Raw genomic sequence first — 15,104 nt, 5'->3', positions numbered from 1 at the left:
CCCCCAGCCCTGGCACCCAAGGTATAAAGCCGTCGTCCAACGCTGCCAAGAGTCGCCCATGAAACTGCTGATCGTCGAAGACCAACCGAAAACCGGCCATTACCTGCGCCAGGGTTTGAACGAGGCCGGCTTCACCACCGAACTGGTGGCCGACGGCACTCACGGGCAGCACCTGGCGCTGACTGGCGACTACGACCTGTTGATCCTGGATGTAATGCTGCCGGGCCGTAATGGCTGGCAGATCCTCCAGGCCGTGCGCAGTGCGGGCCTGGACATCCCGGTATTGTTCCTGACCGCCCGCGACGCCGTGGAAGACCGCGTGCATGGCCTGGAACTGGGCGCCGACGACTATCTGGTCAAGCCCTTCGCCTTTTCCGAACTGCTGGCGCGGGTGCGCAGCCTGTTACGCCGTGGCAGCAGCGCACCGCAGGAAACCGCGCTGCAACTGGCCGACCTGCGCCTGGACCTGATCCGCCGCCGCGTCGAGCGGGACGGCCAGCGCATCGACCTGACGGCCAAGGAGTTTGCCCTGCTCGAACTGCTGCTGCGCCGCCAGGGCGAAGTGTTGCCCAAATCACTGATCGCGTCCCAGGTGTGGGACATGAATTTCGACAGCGACACCAACATTATCGAAGTGGCGATCCGTCGCCTGCGCCTGAAAGTCGATGACAACTTCCCCACTAAACTGATCCATACCGTACGCGGCATGGGTTATGTGCTGGAGGAGCACGTCAATTGATCAAGCGCCTGTCCCTGGCCAGTCGCCTGGCGCTGTTGTTTGCCGCCTGCACGGCGGTGGTGTCGCTGATCGCAGGCGTACTGTTCAACCGCGCCAGCGAGGCACACTTTATCGAGCTGGACCAGCAGCAACTCGACAGCACGCTGGTGGCGCTGCGCAGCACTCTGCAGGGTGTGGGCTCGCCAGCGTCGTTCGCCCAACGCCAAGCGCAACTGCGCGCCGAGCTCATTCGCCAACCAGACTTGACCCTGCGCATTAGCGCGGCCGGGCAACGCTGGCTCGACGATGCGCCGAGCATGACGTTACCCACCGCCTCCGGGCTGCACAGCCTGCAAAACGCCGGCACTGACTACCGGGTCTACAATGCGCCGCTGACGCCGGGCCAGCCCGACTCGCCGCACCTGAGCCTGATGCTCGATATCACCCACCACCAGCACTTCCTGCAACGCATGCAGCGTCTGATCTGGCTCACCGTCGGCCTGTCAGCCCTGGCAACCGCCCTGCTCGGCGCGTGGGCTGCCCGCAGTGGGTTGCGGCCGTTGCGACGCATGGGTGAAGTGGCGGCTGGCGTATCGGCACACTCCTTGACCCAGCGCCTGCCCCAGCAACACATGCCGGTAGAGCTGGCCGAGCTGGCCCAGGCCTTCAACGCCATGCTCGAACGCCTGGACGACGCGTTCCAGCGCCTTTCGGCGTTCTCGGCTGACATCGCCCACGAACTGCGTACACCGCTGTCAAACCTGCTGACCCAAACCCAGGTCATCCTCACCCAGCCACGCCCGCTGGAGGATTACCGCGAGGCGCTGCACAGCAACCTGGAAGAGCTGCAATGGATGGCACAACTGGTCAATGACATGCTGTACCTGGCCAAGGCGGATCATGGGTTGCTCATGCCCAAGCGCGAGCCCCTGGCGCTGGCGGATGAAGTGGATGCGCTGCTGGAGTTTTTCGCGTTGTTGGCGGACGACGCTCAAGTCAGCCTGGTGCGCGAAGGTAGCGCCCATGCATCGGGGGATCGCGGTATGTTGCGCCGGGCGCTGTCGAATCTGCTCGATAACGCGCTGCGCTTTACCCCCGCGGGTGGCGAAGTGCGGGTGCGCATGGTGGATGGCGTGACGCTGACGGTTGAGAACACCGGTGAAGGCATTCCCGCGCCGTTGTTACCCAGGTTGTTTGATCGGTTCTACCGGGCGGACCCGTCGCGGCACGAAGGCAGCAGCGAGCATGCGGGGCTGGGGTTGGCAATTACCCAGTCGATTGTGCGGGCGCACGGGGGGAGGATTTATTGTGAGTCTGGGCCGGGGTGGACACGGTTTGTGATCGAATTGCCCGAGGTGATTTGATGCAGGCTGGGCCAGCCCTATGGAAGGCAAGCCAGCTCCCACATTTGAATGTATTCACAAATCAACAGGTGGGAGCTGGCTTGCCTGCGATAGCGGTCTCGAATCTTACGAATATCTCAGCGCATGCGCCGGCTCAATCTTCGCCGCCCGATACGCCGGGTAAATCGTCGCCAAGAAGCTCAACACAAACCCGGCCGTGCAGATCAGCAGCACATCCCCGCCCTGCAGTTCCGAAGGCAGGTTGCTGACAAAGTACACATCCGAACTGAAGATATGCTGCCCGGTGACCCGCTCTACCCAGCCCACCAGCTCGCTCACGTTCAACGCCGCGATCACACCCAATACGCCGCCGATGAGGGTGCCGACAATACCGATCACCGTGCCCTGCACCATGAAGATCGCCATGATCTGCCGTGGCGTGGCGCCGATGGTGCGCAGGATCGCAATGTCCGCGCCCTTGTCGTTCACCACCATGATCAACGTGGCGATGATGTTGAACGCAGCCACTGCGACGATCATCAGCAACAGCAGGCCGATCATGGTCTTTTCCATCTTCATCGCGCTGAACAGGCTGCCCTGGGTGTGGGTCCAGTCATCGGGCTTGTAGCCGGCGCCCAGGCTGGCGGCGATGTCCGACGAGACCTTGGGCGCCGCATACAAGTCTTTCACCGCCAGGCGTACGCTTTGCACCTGGTTCGGTTGCCAATGTTGAATTTCTGCGGCGTCGGCCATGTGGATCAACGCCATGGAGCCGTCCAGCTCGGCGCCGACCTTGAAAATGCCCACCACATTCAAGCGCTGCATGCGCGGGGTGATGCCACCCGGTGCGGTGCTGATTTCCGGCACGATCAGGGTCAACTTGTCGCCCACATTCAGGCGGAAGCGTCGGGCGGTGATTTCACCGACCACCACGCCGAACTCGCCGGGCTTCAGGTCATCGAGTTTGCCACGCACGATGTGCTGGGCCACGATCGACACCTTGCCTTCCTGCGCCGGGTCAACGCCGTTGATCTCGATCGGCTGCATCGCGCCCTTGTAGGAGAACATGCCATCCATCTGTGTGAAGGGCACTGCAGCAGTCACCTGCGGATTCTTCATCGCCGCGGCGGCCACGGGCTGCCAATCGTCGATCGGGTTTACGCCGACGATCGTGGCGTGGGGCACCATGCCAAGAATGCGTGAGCTCATTTCGCGCTGGAAGCCATTCATCACCGACAACACCACGATCATTGCCAGCACGCCCAGGGCGAGGCCGATCATCGAGGTCATCGAGATAAACGAGACAAAACGGTTGCGGCGCTTGGCGCGGGTATAGCGCGTGCCGATGAAAATGGATAACGGTCTGAACATTCGCGTACACCGCCTGAAAAAATGAAAAAGCCCAGCGTCAAAAACACCGGGCTTGAAGCAGGTCAGATGGCGACCAGGTGACCTTCCTGCAGGTGCAACACGCGGTCCATCTGCCGGGCCATGCTCATGTCATGGGTCACCACCAGGAACGCGGTGCGCATCTGGGTGCTCAGCTCCAGCATCAAGTCCTTGATGCCCTGGGCGGTGTGGGAGTCGAGGTTGCCGGTCGGCTCGTCGAGCATCACCAAGCCTGGGTTGTTCACCAGGGCGCGGGCAATCGCCACACGCTGGCGCTCGCCGCCGGACAATTCCGCCGGCTTGTGCTCCAGGCGGTGGCCGAGGCCGACGCGCTCCAGCAAGGCTGTAGCACGCTGGCGCGCCTCGGGGATCGCGGTCTTGCCGATCAACAGCGGCATGCACACGTTCTCCAGGGCGGTGAACTCCGGCAACAGGTGGTGGAACTGGTACACAAAGCCCAGCGAACGGTTGCGCAGTTGGCCACGGGCCTTTTCGCCCAGGGCCGACAGTTCTTCACCGGCCAGCCAGACACTGCCCTGGGACGGCGTATCAAGGCCGCCCAGCAGGTTCAGCAAGGTACTTTTGCCGGAACCGGAACTGCCGACGATCGCTACGCGCTCGCCAGGGTGCAGCTCAAGTTGCAGGTTGGACAGCACCACCACCGATTCCGGGCCTTCCTCGTAGGATTTGCCCAGGTTGCGGCAGCTCAGGATTGCTTTTTCACTCATGCCCGATTCACTCATAACGTAAGGCCTGTGCTGGCTGGGTACGTGCCGCGCGCCAGGCTGGATACAGGGTGGCAAGGAAACTCAGGAGCAGCGCAGCGCCGCCCACCATCAGCACGTCCTGGGCCTGAACCTGGGACGGCAAGTAGTCGATGAAATAGACGTCGGCGTTGAGAAACTTGTGGCCGATCAGGGTTTCGAGGCCGGCAATGGCCGCACTGACGTTCAACGCGGCCAGAATGCCGACGGCCGTACCGATCAAGGTGCCGACCACGCCGATGACGGTGCCCTGCACCATAAAGATCGCCATGATCTGCCCCGGCGTGGCGCCCAGGGTACGCAGGATGGCGATATCGCCCTTCTTGTCGTTCACCACCATCACCAGCGTGGAGATGATGTTGAAGGCAGCCACGGCGACGATCAGCAGCAACAGCAGGCCGATCATGGCTTTTTCCATGCGGATGGCCTGGTACAGGTTGCCGTGGGTACGGGTCCAGTCGCGGGCGTAGTACTGGCTTTCACCCAGGTGCTGGGCGATCTCCCAGGCACCGCGCGGTGCGTCGAACAGGTCGTTGAACTTGAGGCGCAGGCCCTGCACCTGGTCTGGCTGCCAGCGGTGCAGGCGGGCCAGGTCGGTGAGGTTGGTCAGACCAAGGTAGCCGTCGATCTCGCCGGCGCCGACGTGGAAGGTGCCCACCACAGTGAAGCGCTTCATGCGGGGGAACATGCCGGCCGGGGTCACGGTGACTTCCGGGGCGACGAAGGTCAGCTTGTCGCCGACACCTACACCGAGCTTGGCCGCGGCCTTGTCGCCGATGACGATGCCAAAGCTGCCGGGCGCCAGGTCGTCGAGTTTGCCCTGCAGCATGAACTTGTCGATGATCGAGACGTTGCGCTCCTGGGCCGGGTCGATGGCATTGAGCAGGATCTTTTGCACCTTGCCGTCATTGGTCAGCAACCCCTGCATCTGGGTAAATGGCGCAACGGCCAGGACCTTGGGGTTCTGCTTGACCTTGTCGGCCAGGCTTTGCCAGTCGCTGATGGGCGCATCGCCCTCGATGGTCGCGTGGGGCACCATGCCCAGCACGCGGGTGCGCATCTCATGATCGAAGCCGTTCATCACCGACAACACCACGATCATCACGACCACGCCCAAGGCGAGCCCGATCATCGACGTGAGGGAAATGAACGACACAAAATGATTGCGGCGCTTTGCACGGGTATAACGCGTGCCGATAAATACGAAGAGAGGTCTGAACATGTCGGGGCTTGTTCGGAGGAAAAGAAGACGTCCCGGTGGCGGGGTCTGGTCAGCAGCTTTACACTCAGACCATTACCGTTACCTGGGGTTCGCCATGTCGACATTAGATGAAGAAGAGCGCCGCGAATACTACCGTATCGACGACATGATCGCACTCCAAATCAAAAGCCTGTCTGCCCCCGAAGCAGCGAGCAAGGAAGTGTTGCTGGATGATTCGCCACTGTTCAATCTGCTCAGCGAATTGCACCTGAGTGAATTCGAAGCCCAGCACCTGCTACGCCAGCTCAGCGAGAAGGATCGCACCCTCGCCGCCTTCCTCCGCGTGCAGAACAAACGCCTCGACCTGCTCAGCCAGATCATGGCACGCGGCCTGCTGGATGAGGTCGGCGCACCGCAGCCGGTGATCATTTCCGAGGGCGGTATCGACTTCCAGCACCCCACGCCCTTGGCGCCCGGCGCCCACCTGGCGGTCAAGCTGGTGCTGATGCCCCAGGCGCTCGGCCTGCTGCTGCGCGCGCGGGTCACTCATTGCGACCCCAAGGCCGGTGGTTTTGATGTTGGCACGGAATTCGAAGCCATGACCGACGCCCAACGCCAGCTGCTGGCGCGCTACATCCTGCAGAAACAGGCCCAGGAACGGCGCCTGGCGCGGGAACAGAGCGACGCACAAGACACCTGAATACGTATTTACACGGCCAGACGACCTGGCATAAAGGAGCAACTGTGACCCTGATCTACGGCCACCGCGGTGCCAAAGGCGAAGCACCGGAAAACACCCTGACCAGCTTCCAGGAGTGCCTCAAGCACGGCGTACGCCGCTGCGAACTGGACTTGCACCTGTCCATGGACGGCGAGCTGATGGTCATTCACGACCCGACCCTCAAGCGTACCGCCGACCGGCGCGGCAAAGTCGTCGAGTACTCGGCGGCAGACCTGGTGAAAATGGACGCGCGCAAAGGCGGCCCGGGCTGGGTCAAGCCTTGCCCGATCCCGCGCCTGGAAGAGCTGTTCGAGCACTGCGATTTCGATCACTGGCAACTGGAAGTCAAAAGCGCTTCGCGCACCCGCGCTGCCACTACCGTGCTGGCGATTCGGGAAATGGCCGTGCGCTTTGGCCTGATGGACAAAGTCACCGTCACCTCGAGTTCGCGAGAAGTGTTGAAAGCAGCGGTTGAACTCACCCCAGACCTGTCACGTGGGCTGGTCGCCGAATACGCCTGGCTCGACCCGTTGAAGGTCGCGCAGAACTATGGCTGTGAGATTCTGGCGTTGAACTGGACGTTGTGCACCCCCGAGCGCCTGGAAAAAGCCCAGCGCCAGGGTTTGCACGTGTCCGTGTGGACAGTCAACGAACCCGCGCTGATGCGCAGGCTCGCCGACTTCGGCGTAGATAGCCTGATTACAGACTTTCCCGGTTTGGCCACTGCCACTCTCGGGAATTACTGAAATCGGTCTCCCCGGCCGGCTCAGGCCACCGGCCGGAGCCGCTCAAAAAAGCCGGTTGAGGCCGTCGTAGGCCGCTACCCGATAGGCTTCCGCCATGGTCGGGTAGTTGAACGTGGTGTTGACAAAATACTTGAGGGTATTGAGTTCACCTGGCTGGTTCATGATCGCCTGGCCGATGTGCACGATCTCCGACGCCTGGTAGCCGAAGCAATGCACGCCGAGGACTTCCAGGGTTTCGCGGTGGAACAGGATCTTCAGCATGCCTTGCGGCTCACCGGCGATCTGCGCACGCGCCATGCTCTTGAAGAACGCCTTGCCCACTTCGTAAGGCACCTTGGCCTTGGTCAGTTCGTGCTCGTTCTTGCCGATCGAGCTGATCTCCGGAATGGTGTAGATGCCGGTCGGCACGTCGTTCACGTAGCGCCAGCTGCCGTTGTCGACGATGCTGCCAGCGGCCGAACGCCCTTGGTCGTGCGCGGCACTGGCCAGGCTTGGCCAGCCGATCACGTCACCGGCACCGTAGATGTTGGTCACGCAGGTGCGGTAGTTCTCGTCCACCTCGATCTGGCCACGGCTGTTGACCTTGACCCCGATGTTTTCCATGCCCAGCTTGTCGGTGTTACCGGTACGGCCGTTGCACCACAGCAAGGCGTCAGCCTTGATCTTCTTGCCGGACTTGAGGTGCAGGATCACACCGTTGTCCAGGCCCTCGACCCGCTCGTACTCCTCGTTGTGGCGCACGGTGATGTTGTTGTTGCTGAAGTGATAGCTCAACGCCTGGGAGATTTCCGAGTCGAGGAAGCTCAGCAACTGGTCGCGGTTATCCACCAGCTCGACCAATACACCCAGGCCGCTGAAGATCGAGGCGTATTCACAGCCAATCACGCCGGCGCCGTAGATGATCAGTTTGCGCGGGGTGTGGCCCAGGCTCAGGATGGTGTCGCTATCGTAGATACGCGGGTGGTGGAAATCGATATCCGCCGGGCGATACGGGCGCGAACCGGTGGCGATGATGATGTGCTTGGCCACCAGCTTCTCGACCACGCCATTGGGGCAGACCACCTCGATGGTTTGCTCGTCGGCGAAGCTGCCGGTGCCGAAGAACAGATCGACGCGGTTACGGGCGTAGTAGCCAGTACGCGAAGCAACCTGCTTGGAGATGACTTTCTCGGCGCTTTTCAGCACGTCCGGGAACGAGAACCAACGCGGCTCACCAATGGCCCGGAACATCGGGTTGGTGTTGAACTGCATGATCTGGCGCACCGAGTGACGCAAGGCCTTGGACGGGATGGTGCCCAGGTGGGTGCAGTTACCGCCAACCTGGCGACGGCTATCGACCATCGCCACCTTGCGCCCAGCTTTGGCGGCGTTCATCGCCGCACCTTCTCCAGCCGGGCCGGAACCCAGTACCACCACGTCGTAGTTGTAGACAGCCATGCGTACTCCTCAGAACAGGCCAGGCGTACGGTTGGACGCCGGGCTAAATCATGCCGCGGCCAGCGGTCATGAAGGACAATTTGGCTCAAGTGTGTGAACCGGGGCACAGTCTATATAAGGCTCAACGCCGCGAACATTAACCCTTGGTCGCGTCGTAGGCCAGTCTTGCCTTTACTACACAACGCAGATTATCCCTGAACCCTGCTGCTGTCGGAAAATGAATTAACCTGTAGTCACGCATCTTTTCGGGACGGGCCATTATGCGACACATCGTTTTCTGTTTATTGCTCATGCTGTCGATCACCGCACACGCCAATGAGGCGGATCGGCTCAAGCAAGCCAACTTCCCGGCACAGTCCCAGTCACTGGTGCTGAAAAACCAGGCGGTGCTCACGTACCTCTGGGCGGATGTGTATGCGGCGGCGCTGTATGCCCCGTCGGACTTGAGCGCCAAACAAGCCTGGGACCAACAAAAAGCACTGCACCTTGTGCTGTACTACTTCCGTGATATCGACCGCAACGATGTGATCAAGGCCGCCACCACCACACTGGAACGCCAGCAAGCGAGTGCCCGGCTGAAGCCCGAGATAGAAAAACTGCACGCCAGCTTTCGCAATATCCGCAGCGGCGATCGCTATGCCCTGGATTTTCGTCCGGGGCGGGGCTTGAACCTCGAGATCAATGGCCAAGTGGCGTTCAGCAGTCGCGATGACGAGCTGGCAAAGGCTTACCTGGGGATCTGGCTTGCGCCCAACGGATTGTCCGACAGCCTGCGTAGCAAGCTTTTGGACTGACAGCCCATCGCGGGCAACCAGCACCCACATTTTGATTTGCGAACACATTCAAAGGTGGAAGCTGGCTTGCCTGCGATGGGGCCATGACCGACAGCACGAAACCATCAGGTGTAAAAAAGCCCCGAACCAGTCGGGGCTTTTTCATTCAACGCAAACGCTTAACGCGGGAACGCAGGCGGGTTGACCCCGGCCATGTCTTCCATCACGCGAACCACCTGGCAGCTGTAGCCGAACTCGTTGTCGTACCAGACGTACAGTACAACGCGGTTGTCCTGGGTAATGGTCGCTTCCGCGTCCACCACACCGGCGTGGCGCGAACCCACGAAGTCGGTGGAGACCACTTCCTGGGAATTGACGAAGTCGATTTGCTTGTGCAGATCGGAGTGCAGCGCCATGTAGCGCAGGTACTCGTTCATCTCTTCACGGGTGGCGGCTTTCTCAAGGTTCAGGTTGAGGATGGCCATCGACACGTTCGGCGTCGGAACGCGAATCGCGTTACCGGTCAGCTTGCCGGCCAGCTCAGGCAGGGCCTTGGCAGCAGCGGTGGCAGCGCCGGTCTCGGTGATCACCATGTTCAACGCGGCGCTACGGCCACGGCGATCGCCCTTGTGGAAGTTGTCGATCAGGTTCTGGTCGTTGGTGTACGAGTGAACGGTCTCGACGTGGCCGTTGACGATGCCGAACTTGTCATTCACTGCCTTGAGCACCGGCACGATGGCGTTGGTGGTGCAGGAAGCGGCGGACACGATCTTGTCGTCGGCGGTGATTTCAGTGTGGTTGATGCCGTGAACGATGTTCTTCAGCTTGCCCTTGCCAGGCGCGGTCAACACAACGCGGTCGACACCCGGGCAGGCCAGGTGCTGGCCCAGGCCTTCGGCGTCACGCCATACGCCGGTGTTGTCCACCAGCAGGGCGTCCTTGATGCCGTACTGGGTGTAATCCACCTCGGACGGGTTCTTCGCGTAGATCACCTGGATCAGGTTACCGTTGGCGGTGATGGTGTTGTTTTCTTCGTCGATGACGATGGTGCCGTTGAACGGACCGTGTACCGAATCGCGACGCAGCAGGCTGGCACGTTTGGTCAGGTCGTTCTCGGCGCCTTTACGCACCACGATGGCACGCAGGCGCAGGCCGTCGCCGCCACCGGTTTTTTCGATCAGGATGCGCGCCAGCAGGCGGCCGATACGACCGAAGCCGTACAGCACAACGTCGGTGCCCTTGCGAGCCGCGGCGTTTTGCTGACCTACCACTTCGGCCATTTCTTCGCGTACGAACTGCTCGGCGCTACGGCCATTGCCTTCTTTACGGAATTTGTAGGCCAGCTTGCCCAGGTCTACCGAAGCCGCGCCGAGCTTGAGCTCGCTCATGGCCTTGAGCAGTGGGAATGTTTCGTGGACGGAGAGTTCGCTGTCGTCGGCGGAGCGATGGCGCGCAAAGCGGTGGGCTTTGAGAATCGCGATGACAGACTGGTTGATCAGGCTGCGGCCATAGATCGAGCTCACCACATTGTTATTGCGGTACAGCTGACCGATAAGCGGGATCATCGCTTCTGCGAGTGCTTCACGGTCGATCCATTCACCAAGACACTGGTCGGGCTTCTGAGTCACGGGAACCTTCCACATGTAGGGGCTGAAAAAAGGGGCTACATTATGCCGCCCGACCGCCCTCGGAGCAATGCGCGTCCTACAACAAAAACCCCTTGCCAAAAAATACCGCCCCGCTGCAGCCCAGTAAATACGCGGGTTCCAGAAGGCCACTAGTTGGGGAAGCGTGTCGACTTGTCCGTAACCCTCCTAAACAATCGCGTATTTCGGCACTACATATTGAGTCAAAACACGCCATTGTTTGTCTTAGCCACTACATTTCCTACAAACCGTAATAGGCTCAGTCAGAAACTGACAGGCGGCACCTTGGGCCGTTACAATTACCGACTTTGTCGCAACGCTTGGAGCTCAACCTTCCGTGCCCGTTCTGCGTCTACCGCTTCTCCCTGCCGCGGCAGGTAAACAGCACTGGGGCAACCTGCCCGGTGCCGCCCTGAGCCTGGCCATTGCCGAGGCTGCCAGCGCAGCCAAGCGCTTTACCCTGCTGCTCACCGCCGACAGCCAGAGTGCCGAACGGTTGGAGCAGGAGCTGAGCTTCTTCGCCCCCGATTTGCCGGTGCTGCATTTCCCCGATTGGGAAACCCTGCCCTACGACCTGTTCTCGCCGCACCAGGACATCATCTCCCAGCGCATCGCCAGCCTGTACCGCTTGCCGGAACTGGCCCACGGCGTGCTGGTCGTGCCGATCACCACGGCGCTGCATCGCCTGGCGCCGACCAAGTTCCTGCTGGGCAGCAGCCTGGTCCTGGATATCGGCCAGAAGCTCGACGTAGAGCAGATGCGCACACGCCTGGAAGCCAGCGGCTACCGGTGCGTCGACACGGTGTATGAACACGGTGAGTTCGCGGTGCGCGGTGCATTGATCGACCTGTTCCCGATGGGCAGCAAACTGCCCTACCGCATCGACCTGTTCGATGACGAAATCGAGACCTTGCGCACCTTCGATCCGGAAAACCAGCGCTCCATCGACAAGGTGGACTCGGTCAAGCTGCTGCCCGCTCGGGAATTCCCGCTGCAAAAAGACGCGGTCACCCGCTTCAAGGCGCGCTTCCGTGAACGCTTCGACGTCGACTTCCGCCGCTGCCCGATCTTCCAGGACCTGAGCAGCGGGATCACCCCGGCCGGTATCGAGTACTACCTGCCGCTGTTCTTCGATGAAACCTCCACCCTGTTCGATTACCTGCCCCAGGACACTCAAGTGTTCTCGCTGCCGGGCATTGAGCAAGCTGCAGAAAACTTCTGGAACGACGTGCGTAACCGCTACGAAGAACGCCGCGTCGATCCTTCGCGTCCTTTATTGCCGCCCGCCGAGCTGTTCCTGCCGGTGGAAGACTGCTTCGCGCGCCTTAAAAACTGGCCGCGTGTAGTCGCCAGCCAGCAAGATGTAGACCCCGGTGTGGGCCGCGAGCGCTTCCCCGCGGCGGCGTTGCCGGATCTAGCGATCCAGGCCAAAGCCACGCAACCGCTGGAAGCGCTGTCCAACTTCCTCGGCGACTTCCCTGGCCGCGTGCTGTTTACGGCCGAGTCAGCAGGCCGTCGCGAAGTGCTGCTGGAATTGCTCGAGCGCCTGAAGCTGCGCCCCAAAACCGTCGACAGCTGGCCTGATTTCGTCAAGAGCAAAGAGCGCCTGGCGATCACCATCGCACCGCTCGACGAAGGCCTGCTGCTGGATGACCCGGCCCTCGCGCTGATCGCCGAAAGCCCGCTGTTCGGCCAGCGCGTGATGCAGCGTCGTCGCCGTGAAAAACGCGCCGACGCCAACAACGACGCGGTGATCAAGAACCTCACCGAGCTGCGCGAAGGCGCGCCGGTGGTGCATATCGATCACGGTGTCGGCCGCTACCTGGGCCTGCAGACCCTGGAGATCGACAACCAGGCTGCCGAATTCCTCACCATGGAATACGCCGAGGGCGCCAAGCTCTACGTGCCGGTGGCCAGCCTGCACCTGATCGCGCGCTACACCGGCAGCGACGATGCCCTGGCGCCGTTGCACCGCCTGGGTTCCGAGACCTGGCAAAAAGCCAAGCGCAAGGCCGCCGAGCAGGTGCGCGACGTCGCCGCCGAATTGCTCGACATCTATGCCCGGCGTGCGGCGCGCGAAGGTTATGCCTTCGCCGACCCGAAAGCCGACTATGCGACATTCAGCGCCGGCTTCGCGTTCGAAGAAACCCCGGACCAGCAAACCACCATCGAAGCAGTACGCGCCGACATGCTGGCGCCCAAGCCAATGGACCGCCTGGTGTGCGGTGACGTGGGCTTCGGCAAGACCGAGGTGGCGATGCGCGCCGCCTTTATTGCCGTGCATGGCGGCAAGCAAGTGGCGATCCTGGTCCCCACCACCCTGCTCGCCCAGCAGCACTACAACAGCTTCCGCGACCGCTTTGCCGACTGGCCGGTGACCGTGGAAGTGATGAGCCGCTTCAAATCGGCCAAGGAAGTCAACGCGGCCGTCGCCGATTTGGCGGAAGGCAAGATCGATATCGTCATCGGCACGCACAAGCTGCTGTCGGACGACGTGAAGATCAAGAACCTGGGCCTGGTGATCATCGACGAAGAACACCGCTTTGGTGTGCGCCAGAAAGAACAGCTCAAGGCCCTGCGCAGCGAAGTCGACATCCTCACCCTGACCGCCACGCCGATTCCGCGCACACTGAACATGGCGGTGTCGGGCATGCGCGACCTGTCGATCATCGCCACGCCACCGGCGCGTCGCCTGTCGGTGCGCACCTTCGTGATGGAGCAGAACAAAAGCACGGTCAAGGAAGCACTGCTGCGCGAATTGCTGCGCGGCGGGCAGGTTTACTACCTGCACAACGACGTGAAGACCATCGAGAAGTGCGCCGCCGACCTCGCCGAACTGGTGCCGGAAGCGCGTATTGCGATCGGCCACGGGCAGATGCGCGAGCGTGAACTCGAACAGGTGATGAGCGACTTCTACCACAAGCGCTTCAACGTGCTGATCGCCTCGACCATCATCGAGACCGGCATCGACGTACCGAGCGCCAACACCATCATCATCGAGCGCGCCGACAAGTTCGGCCTGGCGCAACTGCACCAATTGCGCGGCCGGGTGGGTCGTAGTCACCACCAGGCGTATGCCTACCTGCTGACGCCACCGCGCCAACAGATCACCGGCGACGCAGAAAAGCGCCTGGAAGCCATCGCCAATACCCAGGACCTGGGCGCCGGTTTCGTACTGGCCACCAACGACCTGGAGATCCGTGGTGCCGGCGAATTGCTGGGCGACGGCCAGAGCGGGCAGATCCAGGCGGTCGGTTTCACCCTGTACATGGAGATGCTTGAGCGCGCGGTGAAAGCCATCCGCAAAGGCGAGCAGCCCAACCTCGATCAACCCCTGGGTGGCGGCCCGGAGATCAACCTGCGCTTGCCTGCACTGATTCCCGAAGACTACCTGCCGGACGTGCATGCGCGACTGATCCTGTACAAACGCATCGCCTCGGCCACCGACGAAGAAGGCCTCAAGGACCTGCAGGTGGAGATGATCGACCGTTTCGGCCTGTTGCCGGAGCCGACCAAGAACCTGGTGCGCCTGACCCTGCTCAAGTTGCAGGCCGAGCAACTGGGTATCAAGAAGGTCGACGCCGGGCCGCAAGGTGGGCGCATCGAGTTCGAAGCGCAGACGCCGGTGGACCCCCTGGTGCTGATCAAGCTGATCCAGGGCCAGCCCAACCGTTATAAGTTCGAAGGGGCTACGCTGTTCAAGTTCATGGTGCCGATGGAACGTGCCGAAGAACGCTTTAATACATTGGAGGCGTTGTTCGAGCGCCTCATCCCGAAATCTGCTTGAAGGACGCCCCAATGCGCCTGTTCCGCATTTTGAGCCTGTTGTTGGTAGTAGTGGCACCCACGGCGTTCGCCGACAGCCCGTACCAGGTGGAAATGATCCTGGTGCGCCAGAACGCGGAGCCGGTGATCAACAGCCGCGCCGCCCCGGAAAACTGGGATGCTGGCGCCGTGCGCCTGGGGGACAGGTTGAGCCCGCCGCGCCTGGGTAATATCGTCGACAAGCTGCGTGCCGACTCAAGCTACACCGTGCTGGCGCACAAGGCGTGGGAGCAGAACCTGGGCGAGCAGCCGGTCAAGATCGCCATCACTGATGGGCAAGAGCAGTTCGGCCAGTTTCCTATCGAGGGCGTGCTGAGCCTGCAACTGGGGCGTTTTACCGACATTGATGCGAACTTCTGGATCAACCAGTTCGACGCCAACGGCAGCGTGATCGCCAGCGAGCACCTGAGCCAGACCGATGTGCGCACCAAGAACAATCAGCTCAACTACCTGGACGGCGGCCACTTGGCGCTGCTGATCAAGATCACCTCGCTGACCGCCAAGCCACCCAGCGCACCACCGCCCGACCTCCAGGACTGAT

The 15,104-nt window shown here is 61.6% G+C and carries 12 protein-coding genes; 7 read left to right on the top strand and 5 right to left on the bottom strand.

Annotation, left to right across the window (positions count from 1 at the left end):
* Positions 1-58 precede the first annotated feature (58 nt).
* Positions 59-739: a heavy metal response regulator transcription factor gene (locus tag ATH90_RS07910; protein ID WP_098465994.1), complete on the top strand. Its 681-nt coding sequence runs from the start codon at positions 59-61 to the stop codon at positions 737-739.
* Positions 736-2,082 (top strand): heavy metal sensor histidine kinase, encoded by a 1,347-nt coding sequence (locus tag ATH90_RS07905; RefSeq protein ID WP_098465993.1) that lies wholly within the window; start codon positions 736-738, stop codon positions 2,080-2,082. Before ATH90_RS07910 ends, ATH90_RS07905 begins: the two co-directional genes overlap by 4 nt.
* A gap of 105 nt (positions 2,083-2,187) precedes the next feature.
* Here the strand turns inward: ATH90_RS07905 and ATH90_RS07900 are convergent, their stop codons facing one another.
* The 3 genes from ATH90_RS07900 to ATH90_RS07890 all read right to left on the bottom strand — a co-directional run bounded on the left by ATH90_RS07900 (position 2,188) and on the right by ATH90_RS07890 (position 5,436).
* On the bottom strand, positions 2,188-3,432 hold the full coding sequence (locus ATH90_RS07900; protein ID WP_034102556.1) for a lipoprotein-releasing ABC transporter permease subunit: 1,245 nt from the start codon (positions 3,430-3,432) through the stop codon (positions 2,188-2,190).
* Positions 3,433-3,494: 62 nt separating this feature from the next.
* Positions 3,495-4,178: a lipoprotein-releasing ABC transporter ATP-binding protein LolD gene (lolD, locus tag ATH90_RS07895; protein ID WP_162830773.1), complete on the bottom strand. Its 684-nt coding sequence runs from the start codon at positions 4,176-4,178 to the stop codon at positions 3,495-3,497.
* Positions 4,179-4,185: 7 nt separating this feature from the next.
* Positions 4,186-5,436 carry a lipoprotein-releasing ABC transporter permease subunit gene (locus ATH90_RS07890; RefSeq protein ID WP_034102555.1) on the bottom strand — a complete coding sequence of 417 codons (1,251 nt, stop codon included), beginning with the start codon at positions 5,434-5,436 and terminating at the stop codon, positions 4,186-4,188.
* Between the two features lie 94 nt (positions 5,437-5,530).
* Here ATH90_RS07890 and ATH90_RS07885 point away from each other — a divergent pair, with 94 nt between their 5' ends.
* Both ATH90_RS07885 and ATH90_RS07880 read left to right on the top strand, forming a co-directional pair.
* Positions 5,531-6,115, top strand: coding sequence for a PilZ domain-containing protein (locus ATH90_RS07885; protein WP_098465992.1), 585 nt, complete (start codon positions 5,531-5,533; stop codon positions 6,113-6,115).
* 44 nt (positions 6,116-6,159) lie between these two features.
* Positions 6,160-6,882, top strand: a complete 723-nt coding sequence (locus ATH90_RS07880) for a glycerophosphodiester phosphodiesterase (protein ID WP_034102553.1) — start codon at positions 6,160-6,162, stop codon at positions 6,880-6,882.
* Positions 6,883-6,924: 42 nt separating this feature from the next.
* Here the strand turns inward: ATH90_RS07880 and sthA are convergent, their stop codons facing one another.
* On the bottom strand, positions 6,925-8,319 hold the full coding sequence (gene sthA, locus ATH90_RS07875) for a Si-specific NAD(P)(+) transhydrogenase (protein WP_010212052.1): 1,395 nt from the start codon (positions 8,317-8,319) through the stop codon (positions 6,925-6,927).
* A 260-nt stretch (positions 8,320-8,579) separates the two neighbouring features.
* Here sthA and ATH90_RS07870 point away from each other — a divergent pair, with 260 nt between their 5' ends.
* Positions 8,580-9,113 carry a chalcone isomerase family protein gene (locus tag ATH90_RS07870; RefSeq protein ID WP_034102552.1) on the top strand — a complete coding sequence of 178 codons (534 nt, stop codon included), beginning with the start codon at positions 8,580-8,582 and terminating at the stop codon, positions 9,111-9,113.
* 158 nt (positions 9,114-9,271) lie between these two features.
* On the opposite strand, the gene ATH90_RS07865 is transcribed toward ATH90_RS07870, so the two are convergent.
* Complete coding sequence (locus ATH90_RS07865) at positions 9,272-10,735, bottom strand: glyceraldehyde-3-phosphate dehydrogenase (protein ID WP_034102551.1); 1,464 nt, start codon at positions 10,733-10,735, stop codon at positions 9,272-9,274.
* A gap of 340 nt (positions 10,736-11,075) precedes the next feature.
* Here ATH90_RS07865 and mfd point away from each other — a divergent pair, with 340 nt between their 5' ends.
* Together mfd and ATH90_RS07855 are read left to right on the top strand one after the other, a co-directional pair.
* Complete coding sequence (mfd, locus tag ATH90_RS07860) at positions 11,076-14,525, top strand: transcription-repair coupling factor (protein WP_034102550.1); 3,450 nt, start codon at positions 11,076-11,078, stop codon at positions 14,523-14,525.
* A gap of 11 nt (positions 14,526-14,536) precedes the next feature.
* Entirely contained in the window at positions 14,537-15,103 is a 567-nt protein-coding gene (locus ATH90_RS07855) for a CsiV family protein (RefSeq protein WP_034102549.1), read from the top strand.
* The last annotated feature ends 1 nt before the right edge of the window (position 15,104 follow it).

This window comes from Pseudomonas lurida (genome assembly GCF_002563895.1).
GTDB lineage: Bacteria > Pseudomonadota > Gammaproteobacteria > Pseudomonadales > Pseudomonadaceae > Aquipseudomonas > Aquipseudomonas lurida.
This window is presented reverse-complemented; position numbering and strand designations above follow the sequence as displayed.